The organism is Rhizobium laguerreae (genome assembly GCF_019778565.1).
GTDB classification, from domain to species: domain Bacteria; phylum Pseudomonadota; class Alphaproteobacteria; order Rhizobiales; family Rhizobiaceae; genus Rhizobium; species Rhizobium laguerreae.
On record NZ_JAAXQT010000014.1, the window covers coordinates 1 to 14,183 of the forward strand.

The window sequence follows — 14,183 nt, forward strand, 5'->3', positions numbered from 1 at the left end:
GCAGGATCGTCTACAAGCTCTGGACTGGCGACAAGGAAACCATGAAGGCCTGGAAGATCGCCTGGGCGGAAACGGCCAACCGGCACCTGGCGCTTGCAGGCCATGAGATCCGGATCGACGGCCGCTCCTATGCCGAACAGGGTCTCGATGGCATCGCCCAAAGACATCTCGGTCCGGAGAAGGCAGCCCTTTCCCGCCGGGGTGCCGAGATGTATTTTGCCCCGGCCGACCTTGCCCGTCGCCACGAGATGGCCGACCGGTTGCTCGCCGATCCCGCGCTCCTGCTGAAGCAGCTCGGCAATGAACGCTCTACCTTCGATGAGCGCGATATAGCCAAGGCGCTGCATCGCACCGTCGATGATCCCACGGACTTCGCCAATATCCGCGCGCGGCTGATGGCGTCGGACGATCTTGTCATGCTGAAGCCGCAGGAGGTCGATCCTGAAACGGGCAATGCGTCGGAACCCGCTGTCTTCACCACGCGCGAGATCCTGCGCATCGAATATGACATGGCGCGGTCGGCGCAGGTCTTGTCGGAACGTCGCGGTTTTGCAGTTTCGGCCGAGAGCGTCGCCGCCGCGATCGAAAATGTCGAAACAGCTGATCCGGAAAAGTCCTTTCGGCTCGATCCGGAGCAGGTGGACGCGGTCAGTCATGTCACCGGTGACAGCGGCATCGCGGCCGTGGTCGGCCTTGCCGGTGCCGGCAAGTCGACACTGCTTGCCGCGGCACGCGTCGCTTGGGAGAGCGGTGGCCGCCGGGTCATCGGCGCGGCCCTTGCGGGGAAGGCTGCGGAGGGACTGGAAGACAGCTCCGGCATCAGGTCGCGAACACTCACCTCCTGGGAACTCATCTGGGCCAATGGGCACGAGACGCTTCACCGCGGTGATATGCTTGTCATCGACGAGGCCGGCATGGTGTCGTCGCAGCAGATGGCCCGCGTGCTGAAGCTCGTGGAACAAGCAGGGGCGAAAGTCGTGCTGGTCGGCGATGCGATGCAACTGCAGCCGATCCAGGCGGGGGCGGCGTTTAGGGCAATCACTGAGCGGATCGGTTTTGCCGAACTCGCCGGCGTGCGCCGTCAGCGCGAAGAGTGGGCGCGCGAGGCATCGCGGCTTTTTGCGCGCGGCGAGACGGAGAAAGGTCTCGATGCCTATGCGCAGCAGGGTCATCTCATCGAGGCTGGGACACGGGACGAAGCCATCGGGCGCATCGTTTCCGATTGGACGGATGCCCGTCGCGCGCTCGTTCGGGAATCTGCCGAAGGCCCAAACACATCTCGCATTCGCGGCGACGCGCTTCTCGTGCTTGCCCACACCAATGCAGACGTGAAGCGCCTGAACGACGCGCTGCGATCGGTCATGATAGGTGAGGGCGCGCTAGGTGAGAGCCGCGCATTCCAGACCGAACGTGGGGCGCGGGAATTCGCCGCCGGCGACCGCATCATCTTCCTGGAGAATGCCCGCTTCCTCGAGCCACGTGCGCCCCGTCTCGGCCCGCAATATGTGAAGAACGGCATGCTCGGCACGGTCGTTTCCACCGGCGACAAACGCGGTGATACCTTGCTTACGGTGCGTCTCGACAATGGCCGCGATGTCGTCATCAGCGAGAACAGTTACCGCAATGTCGATCATGGCTACGCCGCGACCATTCACAAATCACAAGGTGCCACCGTCGAGCGAACCTTCGTGCTCGCAACCGGCATGATGGACCAGCATCTGACCTATGTGTCGATGACCCGGCATCGCGACCGCGCTGACCTCTATGCCGCGAAGGAAGATTTTGAAGCGAGGCCGGAATGGGGGAGGAAGCCGCGTGTCGATCATGCTGCCGGCGTGACCGGCGAGCTCGTCGAAACAGGACAAGCCAAGTTCCGGCCGAATGATGAGGATGCCGACGACAGCCCCTATGCCGACGTGAAGACGGACGACGGAGCCGTCCATCGTCTCTGGGGTGTGAGCCTGCCGAAGGCGCTCGAGGAGAGTGGCATCTCAGAAGGCGACACCGTCACCCTGCGCAGGGACGGCGTGGAGCGGGTCAAGGTTCAGGTTCCGATCGTCGATGAGCAAACCGGGCAGAAGCGGTTCGAGGAAAGAGAAGTCGACCGCAATGTCTGGACCGCGAAACGCATCGAACCCGCCGAAGCTCGCCTGGAGCGCATCGAGCGGGAAAGCCATCGGCCGGATGTGTTCAAGCAGCTCGTCGAACGTCTGTCGCGCTCCGGCGCCAAGACGACGACGCTCGATTTCGAGAGCGAGGCCAGCTACCAGGCTCATGCCGACGACTTCGCCCGGCGTCGTGGGATCGACACTCTTTCTCAAGCTGCCGCCGGCATGGAAGAGGAGGTCTCGCGGCGGTGGGCGTGGATTGCGGAAAAGAGGGAGCAGGTGGCTGAGCTCTGGGAGCGGGCCAGCATGGCGCTCGGTTTTGCGATCGAGCGGGAGCGGCGCGTCTCCTACAATGAGGAGCGAATTGAAACGCAAAGCGTCTCGGATGCAGATGCTGGCCGTGCGCGGTATCTGATCGCGCCCACCACGGTCTTTGCCAGGAGCGTCGACGAGGACGCGCGCCTGGCTCAGCTTGCGTCGCCGACCTGGAAGGAGCGCGAAGCCATCCTGCGGCCGCTGCTGGAGAAGATCTATCGTGACCCGGATGCAGCACTTGTCGCCCTGAACGCGCTTTCCTCGGATGCAGGCCTCGAACCCCGCAAGCTTGCCGAGGATCTTGCCGCAGCACCGGATCGGCTCGGCCGCCTGCGTGGTTCCGATCTGATCGTCGACGGTCGGGCCGCACGTGACGAGCGCAGCGTCGCGACCGCGGCATTGCTGGAACTGATACCGTTGGCCCGCGCCCATGCGACGGAGTTCCGCCGGAATGCCGAACGCTTCGATCTCCGTGAGCAACAGCGCCGCGCTCATATGTCCCTGCCGATCCCGGCGCCCTCCAGAAAGGCGATGAAGCGTCTCGTCGAGATCGAGGCGGTGCGCAGGCAGGGAGGGGACGACGCCTACAAGAGCGCCTTTGCGCTCGCCACAGAAGACCGCTCGCTCGTGCAGGAGGTCAAGGCCGTCAGCGAGGCGCTCACCGCCCGCTTCGGCTGGAGCGCCTTTACCTCGAAGGCCGATGCGGTTGCCGAACGCAACGTGGTCGAGCGTATGCCGGAGGACCTCGCGAGCATCAGAGGCGAGAAGTTGACCCGGCTGTTTGAAGCCGTGAAGCGCTTTGCCGAGGAGCAGCATCTCGCCGAGCGGCGGGATCGTTCGAAGATTGTTGCTGGCGCCAGTGCCGATCAGGGGATGGAGGCAGGCAAGGAGAATGCCGCCGTGCTGCCCATGCTTGCCGCTGTCACCGAGTTCAAGACCCCTGTCGACGAGGAGGCGCGCTCGCGGGTGCTGTCAGCTCCTCTCTATCGCCAGCAGCGAGCAGCGCTGTCGGCCGTGGCAAGCGCGATCTGGCGCGATCCGGCCGGCGCCGTCGGCAAGATCGAAGAGCTGCTTGCCAAAGGTTTTGCTGGCGAGCGTATCGCCGCTGCGGTGACCAATGATCCGGCCGCCTACGGCGCATTGCGCGGTTCCGATCGCCTGATGGACCGGATGCTGGCCGCCGGCCGAGAGCGGAAAGACGCAGTGCAGGCCATGCCTGAAGCCGCCGCCCGCCTGCGCGCGCTCGGTTCGGCCTACGTCAATGTGCTCGATGGCGAACGCCGGGCCATTGCAGAGGAGCGACGGCGCATGACAGTCGCCATTCCCGGCCTGTCGAAGGCGGCGGAAGAGGTGCTCATGCGCCTGACCGCCGAGGCGAAGAACAACGGCTACAAGCTGAGCGCATCGGCCGCTTCGCTCGATCCCGACATTCGCCGGGAGTTTGCCGCCGTCAGCCGGGCGCTCGACGAGCGCTTTGGTCGCAATGCCATCATTCGCGGCGAAAAGGATCTCATCAACCACGTGCCACAAGCACAGCACAATGCCTTGGAGGCAATGCGGGAGAAGCTGAAAGTCCTGCAGCAGGCTGTCCGGATGGAGAGCAGTGAGCAGATCATCTCGGAACGGCGTCAGCAGGCTGTCAACCGCGGGCGTGGCATCGGATTCTGAGACCAACCGAGGAGGGACTCAATAAGCTTAGTCGTGCTTCTTTTTGCCTGTTCTTCTGAATCCAACGCAGGTCGACAGCTCGACGGCAGTCAGATTGCGTCGCCCCCTCAGAAGGCCTTCGCTCCTGAGCTACGAGCCGAGGTTGTCTGATTGATGAGCAGATCTGCAAGCGCCGCGGCGAATGGCTTGATCTGAGTCGCAGCGTCGACGGGATCCAGCTCAGTTGCTCATTTCCGTTCAGTCTGAAGCCTGTATCGTTGAAGTGTCAGTACCCTCAGAACATCGATATCGCAGGAGACGACTGAGAAGGACCGCGCGGACGATCGTCCCGGGCCGTATGGACCGTTCTTCCAATTTGGAGTCGGTGCCCGGCTGATGTCATGGCGAATGCGGATGCCGGCGCCTTTATTCCCTCGCCTAGTCTTTCACTCGGCATGGCTGAAACGTCACCAGCCGGATGACGTTCAATATGGTCTCGAATATCCGCTTGCGCATCGATATCTCTCCTTCGCGATCATATGCGGCTTCTTGCCTTGCGCCTTCAAACGAGCTTATCGTCGACCTCGAATGACTTGAGGTTATGGATGAAACGCGGACGCCTGCCGTTGACGGCTTTACGGAGTTTCGAGGTCGCCGGCCGCCTCGAGAGCTTCACGCTGGCGGCGCAGGAGCTGTTCATCTCGCAGGCGGCGGTCAGCCGGCAGATACGCGAGCTGGAGACGTTGCTGGGCGAGGCGCTCTTCGAGCGCCGCCAACGCGGCGTCCATCTGACCGCTTCGGGCAACAGGCTGCTGGCGATCCTGACATTGTCCTTCGACCGGATCGACGAATGCCTGGAAGAAATCCGCAGCCGGCCGGCGACGGCAGCGGTGACGATCAGCGTGGAACCTTCCTTCGCGGCGTGCTGGCTCGTTCCCCGTCTGCCAGAGTTTCGGGAACGGCATCCCGACATCGACGTGACGATCGACGCCGATTCTCGCCTGATCGAGTTCCGGGGCGGGCAGGCCGAGATCGCCATCCGCCACAGCGCCAGCGTGACCGCCTGGCCGAGGACGGAGAGCGCGCATCTCGCCGATGTCAGGATGGTGCCGGTCGCCGCACCCGCGCTGCTCAAGGCAGGGCCTGCGATCGACCGCCCGGAAGACATGCTCCGCCATACGCTGTTGTATGAGGAGAGCCGCGACGTGTGGTTCCGCTGGTTCGAGGCGGCAGGCATGACCATGCCGGAAATCGCGCGCGGGCCGGTCTATGCCGATGGCGGGCTGGTCATGCAGGCGGTCCTGCGCGGGCAAGGCATAGCGCTGATGGACGATATCTTCGCCGAGGAAGAGATCAGGGCGGGCCGATTGCTTCGTCTGTCTGATCTTGCTGTTGCCCACGGCGCCTACTGGCTGGTCGCGCGCAGTTTCGGCCGGCTCGCCCCGCCTGCCTCACTCTTTGTTCGCTGGATCAGCTCCCGGATCGAAACATTCTGACGGCGGCCGATATCGGCAAGACTCGGCCGAGAGGCCTATCGTCCGTGACGCTCGACCTCGGTCAGCACAGTGATGAAAGCCCGCAACCCCTGCGGCACATGACGGTGGCCGGGATAATAGAGACAGAGGCCAGGGATGGCCGGACACCAGTCGTCCAGCACGGTGACGAGCGCGCCACTTTCGAGAAACGGCCGGGCCGTGCGATCCGAGACATAGGCGATGCCGAGACCTTTTGCCGCTGCCTGCGCCATCAGTTCGACATGGTCGAGCGTCAGCGCGCCCGGAACGTCGACGGCAAGCTCGTGGCCGTATTTTTCGAATTCCCAGCGGAAGAGCTTGCCGCTTGGCAGCCGGAAGCGGATGCAGGCGTGGGTCCTTAATTCGTCCGGTGTCTGCGGCGCCGGATGCGCTGCGAGATAGGCCGGCGAAGCGACGGCAACAAAGCGGGTATCGCCGCCGAATTCCACCGCGATCATATCGAGCGGCACCGCCTCGCGAAGTCTTATGCCGGCATCGAAACCGTCGGCAACGACATCGACGAGCCGGTTGTCGGTGACGAGATCGAGCGACATGTCGGGATAGCGTGTGAGAAAGGTTGGGACGGCGGCATCGAGCAGCACCCGCGCGGCGATCTCGCTGGTATTAAGCCGCAATGTGCCGCTGGGATGGCCGCGGAATTCGTTGACCTCCTCGAGCGCCAGATCGAAAGCCCTGAACAGTGGCGTAAGGCGGGCGACGAGGCGCTCGCCGGCCTCCGTCGCCGCGACGCTGCGGGTCGTCCGATTGAGAAGCCGAACGCCCATATTTTCTTCGAGCGAACGCATCATATGGCTGAGTGTCGAAGGCGACAGAGCCAACTCGTCGGCGGCCTTGCGGAAGCTGCGATGGGTGACGATGGCAGACAAGGCTCTCAGATCGGCAAGAGTCGGCTTGTAATTCATGGCTAAAATTCACCAACTCATGCAGCATTCGACGGATAGAAGCAGGAATAGTCTCATCTATCTTACTTCAAGAGCAGCTGCAATCGCGCGGCATGAAAGATAAGGACAATGGCAAAGACATGGATGATAACGGGCGCCTCCTCCGGTTTCGGGCGCATCATGACCGAAAAACTGCTGGCGCGCGGCGATGGCGTCGCGGCGACTGTGCGCAGGCCGGAAGCGCTCGACGATTTGACGTCGCAGTACGGCGAGAGCCTCTGGATCGCGACGCTTGACGTCAGCAATGACGGGGCAGTACGCCCGGTCGTTGACGCCGCCTTTGGAGCGATGGGTAGAATCGACGTCGTCGTCAGCAATGCCGGCTACGGCCTGTTCGGCGCCGCAGAAGAGGTGAGTGACGAACAGATCCGTCATCAGATCAATACCAACCTGATCGGCTCGATCCAGGTGATCCGGGCAGCGCTGCCGCATATGCGGGCGCAGGGCGGCGGCCGCATCCTGCAGCTGTCTTCGGAAGGCGGACAGATCGCTTACCCGAATTTCAGCCTTTACCATGCGACCAAATGGGGCATCGAAGGCTTCATCGAAGCGGTTTCGCAGGAAGTCGCCCCCTTCGGCATCGAATTCATCATCGCCGAGCCAGGTCCGGCGCGGACCGATTTCGGGCGCGGCCTGGTCGCGCCGCAACCGATGGAAGTCTATGACGCGACGCCGGCCGGCGAAATCCGCCGCGCCATTGCCGACGGCAGGTTCGAAGCAAAGGGTGATCCCGTCAAGATGGCGCAGGCGATGATCGAGGCTGCCGAACAATACTCGGCTCCGAAGCGGCTGGCGCTCGGCACCGGCAGCTATGCCTCGATCCGCAAGGCGCTGGTCGAGCGGTTGACTGAGCTCGACGCCTTCAAGGAGGTGACGATGTCGGCCGATGTCGACTGACCAGCGGTTGATCGTCGCCCATCTCGATATTTTTCTAATCAGCGAGACGAGTGGGAGGCGATTGCGCTGCGCCGGCCGGGTCGATCGATGTCGGCCGGCGCCGTATGTCCAATCCTGCAATTGGCGCTAGAGGGCGCCTGCTGTCTGCAGAAGCTTGCGGTCGAGGTCGACTGCCACGCGGGACTCCTTGTCGAGAACCATGGTCGCCGGATTATCGGTCGTGTAGGCCGGCCAGTCGGGCAAGCCCTCGGCGCTCGGTTTGCCGTTGCGGGCGAAGTTAACCCAGGCCTGGCTTACCGTCCTGGAAAGCGCGAGGGCGTCGCTGCCGCCGCCGGTCGACGTCTTGACCAGCGCGGCGTTGGCAAACACGTAGGGCAATTCCGCACAATGCCAGGCCATCGCGATCCCATCCAGGACGGGTGACTCGTAGGCGAACATATAGGAGTAGACCGGAGCCCCGTTCTGCCTTGCCTTCAGGTCGAGATCACGGATGGTTCCCGGACGGAAGCGCAGATCCAGGAAATAGGCGTCGGCGATCTTTTTCTCCGGGTAGGCGGCCATGAACGCCTTGCCGACCGCGTCGGATTTGCCGGCGAAACGCTCCTTCAGCTTGGCCCGGGACTTGTCTTCGTCCCAGTTGTTCTTGTTGTCGGCAAGAAGCTCGCCCGCCTTGTGGTTGATCACCGTCTCGAACTCATTGAGGGTGTTTCCGACCATCAGGGGAATGTCCTTGGCCTGGTCGACCCACTCTGTCCCGACCGGGTTCGCCGGAATGTAGTCGCCATCCTGAACGGGCGCGTAGCGGGCGTCCTTGACGCCTTGGGCGGCTGCTTCCTTGATGGCTTTGTCGGCTGCGGCAAGGAGATCGTAATAATCGACGTCGGCAACTTTGTCGATTTCCTCGGCCTTGAGACCGAGATTGGCGAGCGTCAGTTCGGCCACCTTCCGCGAGGACGCCTGATCGACGACGGAATCGGTCCGGGAGCCGCTCTGGACAATGGCCTTCTGGAAGAGGCCCTTCGCCGAAGGCGTCCCCATCAGGGCGCGCACCTTGTAGCCACCGCCGGACTGGCCGAAAATCGTCACGTTGCCGGGATCGCCGCCGAAGGCCTCGGCATTATCCTGGACCCATTGCAGCGCAGCGACGAGATCTGTGGCGCTGGCATTGCCCGACCGTTTGTATTTCTCTCCGTAGGCGGAAAGATCGAGGAAGCCGAGCACGTTGAGCCGGTGGTTGAGGGTGACGACGACGACATCGCCTTCCTTGCTCAGATTGTGGCCGTCATACGAGGTCAGCTCGATGCCGGAGCCATTGGTGAAGCCGCCCCCATGGATCCAGACCATGACCGGCCGTTTCTTTCCTTCCTTGATCGCCGGCGTCCAGATGTTCAGGAACTGGCAGGCTTCGCTCATCGGCAAATAGCGGTGCGGATTGAAGAGTTCGTCGCCGGCCACCTCCTTCATTCGGGGGATGAAGCAGTTCTCGCCATAGGTGACTGCGGGACGGATGCCTTGCCAAGGCGCGACCTCTTCCGCCGGCATGAAGCGGTCGGCATGAGCATAGGGGACGCCAAGATAGCTGTAGATGCCATCGTCGAGTGCGCCGACGAGACTACCCTTCTTGGTTTCGACGACCGTCTTGCTCTGCGAAGCAACAAATTCTTCGGCAAGAGCGGGTGCGCCGACAATGGAAGCCGTCATCGCCGATAGCGCAGATATTAAAGCGCAATATAGGAACGTCCTTTTCATCAACTTATCCTCTTGTCGTTGATTTCGAGTTTTAAAAGCCCGACGGCCGCCCATCCCCGACCGTCGGTGACTAACTAGGCCGGGGAGGACGATTTTCAGGACTACAGTCAGATGGTTGCTGGAGAGAGATCACGCCGGAGGGTTGGACGGGTCTTCTTGCCGACCGATGTGCGTCCGACGAAAACCGGGCGCCCGCTCTGCTTTAACCTCCGAGCGACGGCTAACGCTGGCATATTTGAGAACGTCTTAGGTGGCGATTGGCAGTAGTACCCGCACAGGTGGCTACGCGGCGAAATACATGGAAATCGCGCCGCTTGTTCGGACCGCTAACAACCGCCACTTGTCAGAAGGATGACGAAGGGACCACGCCGATCGTTGGGACGGGTGGTTCCTGCTCCGGCATCTTGTTTCCTTGCTTGTCGCCGGCGCTCAGGGCCTCGCGCACTTCATCCTCTTCCCAGCCCGCCTCAATGGCAGAAGCCACGAGGGTTTCGATTTTTTCGGTTTCGGAGTTGTGGGAAGTCTCATCGAGGTGGCGTCTGGCGGTCTCGAGACACTGACGGAGGTTTGAAGCGCGGCTGGCGTCGTTACGGTCGTAGCTTGGCGATGCGACGTAGGTCATTTGGAAGCTCCCTGCTGATCGGGAGGAACAATTGAAAAGGGAGCCGGTTCCACTGCGTGTGTCTCGGGAAAGCGAGACAAGGTGCAATCTCCGGAGTAACAGGACTTAAGGTGATCGCGGCCGTCTGGCGCGATTCCGGAACAGTCATCTGTGGCGATAGGTGGAAAGATGCCGGCGAGAAGTTTTTGCTGCAACTTTGAAACGGCAAATAGCTTGCCGTGCTTGCGGTACAGATTGCGCTTGTCCCGACCTGCCTCGGTATGTTCTAGGGGTGTTTCAGGACTTGCACTGGAAGCCACCGGCGAGCATGAAAGCTGAAATGAACGCAATCGCAGTACGGCTGGAAAATGTTACCCGTCGCTTTGGTATCACTGCAGCCGTGCAGGATCTTTCTCTTCATATTCGGCGCGGAGATGCGGTCTCGCTCGTGGGCCATTCCGGTTGCGGCAAGTCTACGCTCCTGCGCATGATTGCCGGTGTCGAAATACCGGAATCCGGCCGCATCCTCCTCGAAGGCCGCGAGGTTGCCAGTTCGACCACTTTCGTCGAACCGGAGGCGCGTGGCGTCGGATTCGTCTTTCAGGACTATGCTCTTTTCCCGCACCTGACTGTACGAGCCAATATCCTCTTTGGTCTCAAGCGACATTCGAAGAGCGAAGCAACCGCGCGGGCAGAGGAGATGATCAGCAAGGTCGGAATCGAACATCTAACGCATCGCTATCCGCACACCCTTTCCGGCGGTGAACAGCAGCGTGTCGCACTAGCCCGGGCCCTGGCGCCCCGGCCGAGTGTCATCCTGATGGACGAACCTTTTTCCAATCTGGATCAGGGCCTGCGTGGAAAGGTACGCAGCGACACCTTGAGCCTCTTGAGGGCACTCGGCACGACCGTAATCATCGTGACGCATGATCCCCAGGAAGCACTTTCCGTCGGTGATCAGGTGGTTCTGATGCGGGCAGGCGAAATCGTCCAGTCCGGTTCCGCCTATGATCTGCACGACCGTCCAACGAATCCTTATGCGGCAGAGTTCTTTTGCCCGTCCAGCAAAGTTCCCGGCGTTTACCGTGGCGGATGGATCGAAACCGCGATCGGTAACTTCGCCTATAGGCTTGATCGTCCGCCCGCAAGCTCCGTGACCGTCTATATCCGCCCGCATGCGATTGCGCTGTCCCCCGGCTCGGGAATTGCAGCCCGCATCGAGGACCGTGTTTTGCATGGCGAATTCGAGCAGATAACGTTGAGGATTGAAGGCCTCGAGGTGCCGCTTAAGGCCAGAGCTTTGGAGCGGCTTCCGTCCGACGCCGAGAATATTCGGATATCAATCCTCCCCGAGCGGCTGCTGGCTTTTTGACAGCTGACCTGCCGAGCGGAGTCTGCTGACCACTCATCAAGTTTCCGTGATATTCGGCAACAAACTTCGGGGAAAACTTGACTTTCAGCGTCATGAACTGCTCAAGGGATGCGCATTCATTCGGAGGGACATAATGAATTCGCGCTCTATCCTCGTATCCATGCTGCTTGCTGCTTCGGCGCTGATGTCGCCTTGCATCGCAGCGGCCGCAGAAATCAACCTCTACACGACGAGAGAACCGGCTCTGATCGCACCTCTTCTGGAGGCGTTCACCAAATCGACCGGGACGAAGGTCAATACGGTTTTCCTGAAGGATGGCCTGGCAGAGCGTGTCGCCTCCGAGGGCGCCAGCTCGCCGGCTGACATCCTGATGGCCGTCGATGCCGGCAACCTTGTCGATCTGGTCGACAAAGGCGTAACGCAACCGGTCGAATCGTCTGTTCTGAACTCGGCAATCCCGGAACAGCTGCGTGATGCCAAGGGCAACTGGTTCGCACTGTCGATGCGCGCGCGCGTTCTCTACGCGGCCAAGGACATTGAGATGAGCACATTCAACTACGAGGAGCTTGCCGATCCCAAGTGGAAGGGCAAGATTTGCATACGCTCAGGTCAGCACCCGTATAATACGGCACTGTTTGCGGACTACGTCGCTCATTACGGCGCGGAAGAAACCGAGAAATGGCTGACAGCTGTCAAGGCCAATCTCGCCCGTAAGGCAACCGGCGGCGATCGCGATTCGGCCAAGGATATCCTCGGCGGCATTTGCGATATCGGTATCGCCAACTCCTATTATGTCGGTCTAATGCGGTCCGGCAAGGGTGGTGAAGAGCAGGTCAAATGGGGCGACGCCATCAAGGTCATCCTGCCGACCTTCGAGAACGGCGGGACGCAGGTGAATATCAGCGGCGCGGCAATCGCCAAGCACTCACCGAACAAGGCTGAAGCCGTCAAACTTCTCGAATATCTCGTCTCTGACGAAGCGCAGAAGATCTATGCTGAGGCCAATTACGAATATCCCGTGAAGGCAGGCGTCGCGGCCGATCCGATCATCGCATCCTTTGGCGAACTAAAGATCGACAGCAAGCCCTTGTCCGAGATCGTCAGCCATCGCAAGCAGGCGAGTGAACTCGTGGACAAGGTCGGCTTCGACAACTAAGGACAGTGAAGGCGCCGCTGACTGGCGCCTTCCCCCCGAGAACGGACCAAGTGATGTTTCCGAGCCCGGCGCCCGCCCGCTCTGCAAAGCGCCCCGGCAGCGCATGGCTGACGATTGCCGCCACTATCGCCCTCATTGCCATGCTGCCGATCGGGGGATTGCTCATCGAAGCCTCGAAGGGTTCGGCGGGTCTTTGGGGACATCTTTTCTCGACCATCCTTCCCGTCGCGCTTCTCGACACCGTCATTCTCCTTGTGGGGGTCGGCGTCATCACTGCAGTTGTTGGCACGACGACGGCATGGCTGGTGACCGCCTATGATTTTCCCGGCAGGCATGCTCTGGAGTGGATGCTGCTTCTGCCGCTTGCCGTTCCGACCTACATCGTCGCCTATGCCTATCTGGATATAATGCATCCGATCGGTCCGGTGCAGGATGCCGTGCGCTGGTTGCTAGGCTACGAGACCCCGCGCCAGTTTCGCCTTCCGGACGTCCGTTCCATGACTGGCTGCATCCTGCTTCTCGGGATCGTGCTCTACCCCTATGTCTACATCCCCACGCGCGCGATGTTCCTCACGCAATCCGGCAATCTCGTCGATGCTGCACGTACGCTCGGTACATCTCGCCGCGCGGTCTTCTGGCGGGTCGCTCTGCCGCTCGCGCGCCCCGCTGTTGCCGTGGGTATCAGCCTTGCACTCATGGAAACGTTGAACGATATAGGCGCCGCCGAATTCCTCGGTGTCCGGACGATCACCGTTTCCATCTACACCACCTGGGTCACCCGCTCCGATTTATCGGGAGCGTCGCAGATCGCCCTTGCCCTTCTTCTCATCGTCGTCGCAATTGTTGCGGTTGAGCGATGGGCGCGACGCAAGCAGGGCTACTCGATCGATGTGCGCCGGATGCGAAGTTTCCAACCGCGGCGGGTATCCTTGGGAAAAGGCGTACTGCTGTTTCTCGGCGGTCTTCTGCCTGTCATCCTGGGCTTTGGCGCGCCCGCGCTCTATCTGTTGATCGAAGCGGCAAAACGCTATCGGTTCGCCGGCATATCCCCACGGATCATCGATGAGGCCGTGAATACGATCGCTATCGCCACCCTGGCGACAATCACGACCGTCATCCTTGGCCTTCTCGCCGTCTACGCGACCCGCCTGCGGCCGGGCCAACCGTCCTCCTGGCTCCTGCGCTGTTCCACGATTGGCTATGCGGCTCCCGGCACCGTGGTCGCCATTGGCGTGCTGATCATCCTTGGCGGGTTCGATCAGTTTATCGACCGCACCGTGCTTTCCTTGTTTGATGTGTCCACTGGTCTGCTCCTGATGGGATCGGGTGCTGCCGTCATATATGCGCTCATCGTGCGCTTTCTGGCGATCTCCGCCGGCGGCATAGAAGCCGGTCTATCGCGCATTTCCCTGTCGCTTGATCATGCGTCACGTTCGCTGGGGCAGTCCACCGCAGGCACCCTGCGCTACGTGCATTTGCCGCTTTCGAAGGCGGCAATCTCAGCTGCCGCGCTACTGGTCTTCGTCGATTGTGTAAAGGAGCTGCCGGCGACGCTCCTCCTGCGGCCACTCAATGTCGAGACATTCGCAACTCATCTTTATGGAGAGGCTGCCAGAGGCACTTACGAGGAAGCCTCGATTGCAGCGCTCGCCATCGTGCTGATCGGCATCCTGCCCGCTATTTTGCTATCGCGGATCGGACGTATCCGCTAGCCGGCAAGCCGATGGGTATGCCGGCTCTGCGACCTCCACTAAACAACGCAAAGCCACAAACCGGTCGCCGTGGGCAATATCGTGGCCAAATGGCTGCTTGACCTCTGAATGCAGCCACGAGCATCGGTGTGGGTGATGCCTTTGTGTCGT

The 14,183-nt window shown here is 61.4% G+C and carries 9 protein-coding genes; 6 read left to right on the forward strand and 3 right to left on the reverse strand.

Going from position 1 to position 14,183, the window contains the following annotated elements; translation table 11 throughout:
• Together traA and HFO71_RS32000 are read left to right on the forward strand one after the other, a co-directional pair.
• On the forward strand, positions 1–4,091 hold a 4,091-nt coding region (gene traA, locus HFO71_RS31995; protein WP_221988876.1), incomplete at its 5' end, for a Ti-type conjugative transfer relaxase TraA.
• Positions 4,092–4,675: 584 nt separating this feature from the next.
• Positions 4,676–5,566, forward strand: a complete 891-nt coding sequence (locus tag HFO71_RS32000; RefSeq protein WP_221988877.1) for a LysR substrate-binding domain-containing protein — start codon at positions 4,676–4,678, stop codon at positions 5,564–5,566.
• A gap of 35 nt (positions 5,567–5,601) precedes the next feature.
• Here the strand turns inward: HFO71_RS32000 and HFO71_RS32005 are convergent, their stop codons facing one another.
• On the reverse strand, positions 5,602–6,507 hold the full coding sequence (locus HFO71_RS32005) for a LysR family transcriptional regulator (RefSeq protein WP_131640488.1): 906 nt from the start codon (positions 6,505–6,507) through the stop codon (positions 5,602–5,604).
• 108 nt (positions 6,508–6,615) lie between these two features.
• Between HFO71_RS32005 and HFO71_RS32010 the strand changes: the two genes are divergently transcribed.
• On the forward strand, positions 6,616–7,443 hold the full coding sequence (locus tag HFO71_RS32010; protein WP_131640489.1) for an SDR family oxidoreductase: 828 nt from the start codon (positions 6,616–6,618) through the stop codon (positions 7,441–7,443).
• Between the two features lie 126 nt (positions 7,444–7,569).
• On the opposite strand, the gene HFO71_RS32015 is transcribed toward HFO71_RS32010, so the two are convergent.
• Entirely contained in the window at positions 7,570–9,144 is a 1,575-nt protein-coding gene (locus HFO71_RS32015) for a carboxylesterase/lipase family protein (protein ID WP_245007045.1), read from the reverse strand.
• Positions 9,145–9,535: 391 nt separating this feature from the next.
• A complete protein-coding gene (locus HFO71_RS32020) occupies positions 9,536–9,814 on the reverse strand; it encodes a hypothetical protein (RefSeq protein ID WP_077980174.1) in 279 nt (92 codons plus the stop codon).
• A 307-nt stretch (positions 9,815–10,121) separates the two neighbouring features.
• On the opposite strand from HFO71_RS32020, the gene HFO71_RS32025 reads away from it, so the two are divergent.
• The 3 genes from HFO71_RS32025 to HFO71_RS32035 all read left to right on the forward strand — a co-directional run bounded on the left by HFO71_RS32025 (position 10,122) and on the right by HFO71_RS32035 (position 14,033).
• Complete coding sequence (locus HFO71_RS32025) at positions 10,122–11,165, forward strand: ABC transporter ATP-binding protein (RefSeq protein ID WP_231285805.1); 1,044 nt, start codon at positions 10,122–10,124, stop codon at positions 11,163–11,165.
• A gap of 160 nt (positions 11,166–11,325) precedes the next feature.
• Positions 11,326–12,321, forward strand: coding sequence for a Fe(3+) ABC transporter substrate-binding protein (locus HFO71_RS32030; RefSeq protein WP_077980275.1), 996 nt, complete (start codon positions 11,326–11,328; stop codon positions 12,319–12,321).
• 53 nt (positions 12,322–12,374) lie between these two features.
• Positions 12,375–14,033 (forward strand): ABC transporter permease, encoded by a 1,659-nt coding sequence (locus HFO71_RS32035; RefSeq protein WP_168340034.1) that lies wholly within the window; start codon positions 12,375–12,377, stop codon positions 14,031–14,033.
• The last annotated feature ends 150 nt before the right edge of the window (positions 14,034–14,183 follow it).